Origin of the sequence: Parvibaculum indicum, assembly GCF_011762095.1 — a bacterium.
In the GTDB taxonomy this organism is placed as follows: domain Bacteria; phylum Pseudomonadota; class Alphaproteobacteria; order Parvibaculales; family Parvibaculaceae; genus Parvibaculum; species Parvibaculum indicum.
Genome location: NZ_JAASQO010000036.1, coordinates 1 through 1,058, shown reverse-complemented (window position 1 = coordinate 1,058; position 1,058 = coordinate 1). Strand labels below are relative to the sequence as shown.

The 1,058-nt window shown below is 61.5% G+C and carries 1 protein-coding gene; it reads left to right on the top strand.

Features of this window, described 5'->3' with window-relative positions:
* Positions 1-94 precede the first annotated feature (94 nt).
* Positions 95-1,043 (top strand): IS630 family transposase gene (locus FHS78_RS19195; RefSeq protein ID WP_425500316.1). Its coding sequence is split into 2 segments (ribosomal slippage): positions 95-436 and positions 438-1,043, totalling 948 coding nucleotides; the frame shifts between segments, so codons are not numbered across the junction.
* The last annotated feature ends 15 nt before the right edge of the window (positions 1,044-1,058 follow it).

Genomic DNA, 1,058 nt, shown 5'->3' with positions numbered 1-1,058 from the left:
CTAGAGCATTTTCCCATCGTTTTGAATCGTTTGGGATTCCCAAATCAGACGTGATCTGATTCAACATACGGGCTGGAAGAGGAGGCCAGCTCGGATGAGCAAGACACTCTCGGAGGATTTGCGGCAGCGAGTGATTGAGGCCGTTGACGGTGGTATGACGCGACGCGCGGCGGCCCGGCGCTTCGGGGTTGCGGCGTCGTCGGCCATCAAATGGGTTCGGCAGTGGCGGCAAACGGGCAGCGTTCAGGCCCGTCCGCGTGGCGGCGATCAACGCTCCCATCAGATCGAGGCGCATAGCGATGAGATACTGGGGCTGGTGGAGGAGATACCGGATATCACCTTAGGCGAGATCGCCGCCCATATGGAGGACAGCCACGGGCTGCGTGTGGCCCAGAGCACGATCTGGCGCCTGCTCGACCGACACGGCCTGACGTTTAAAAAAAACCGCACACGCCAGTGAACAGCAACGTTCTGACGTTCTGGCCCAGCGACGGGCCTGGTTCGCCGGGCAACCCGATCTCGATCCCGAGCGGCTGGTGTTTATCGATGAGACCGGCGCCTCGACCAAGATGGCGCGCCGCTGCGGCCGATCATTGCGCGGCGAACGCTGTCGCGCGCCTGTCCCGCACGGCCATTGGAAGACCACCACATTCGTCGGCGCCCTCAGACTTGATGGCATGAGTGCCCCGATGGTCCTCGACGGCGCCATGCACGGCGCCGCTTTCCTGGCTTATGTCGAGCAGGTGCTGGCGCCGACGCTCAAGCCGGGCGACGTCGTCGTGATGGATAATCTGCCGGCCCACAAGCCGCTCGCCGTGCGCCATGCCATCGAGGCTGCCGGCGCAACCTTACGTTTCTTGCCGCCCTACAGTCCGGACTTCAATCCGATCGAAATGGCTTTCTCCAAGCTCAAGGCCTTCCTGAAGAAGACTGCCGCCCGCACAAAGGACGATCTCTGGGCAGCCATCGCCCAAGGCATCGACACCTTCACTACCAAAGAATGCCGGAACTACTTCGCTGCGGCCGGATATGAATGCGAATGATCGGAAAATGCTCTA